1 pseudogene is annotated in these 279 nt (G+C 56.3%); it reads right to left on the bottom strand.

Annotated features, from left to right (window positions below):
• Window positions 1-279: pseudogene (locus tag ACRHNM_RS16655) on the bottom strand (aspartate carbamoyltransferase catalytic subunit); the annotation flags it as partial.

The following is a 279-nucleotide window of genomic DNA, read 5'->3' as shown; positions in this document are numbered from 1 at the left end:
TGGCCACCCCATTCTCTACCTGGTTGAGGATGATGGACTGGCTGGAATCGGCAACATCGCTGGTAATCTCCACCCCGCGGTTGATCGGGCCCGGGTGCATGATCACGATTTCCTTGCCGAGGCTGTCGAGCAATTTCTTATCGATACCGTATTGGCGGGTATACTCCCGGGTAGACGGAAAATAACTCATGTCCATCCGCTCGTTCTGTATGCGAAGCATGTTGGCCACATGGCACCATTCCAGTGCCTTGCGCAGGTTGGGTTCCACCCGGACGCCCA

The sequence above is a fragment of the Psychroserpens mesophilus genome, assembly GCF_050617655.1.
In the GTDB taxonomy this organism is placed as follows: domain Bacteria; phylum Bacteroidota; class Bacteroidia; order Flavobacteriales; family Flavobacteriaceae; genus Psychroserpens; species Psychroserpens mesophilus_A.
The sequence above is the reverse complement of the archived record's forward strand: the minus strand, read 5'-3'. Positions and strand labels throughout refer to the sequence as shown.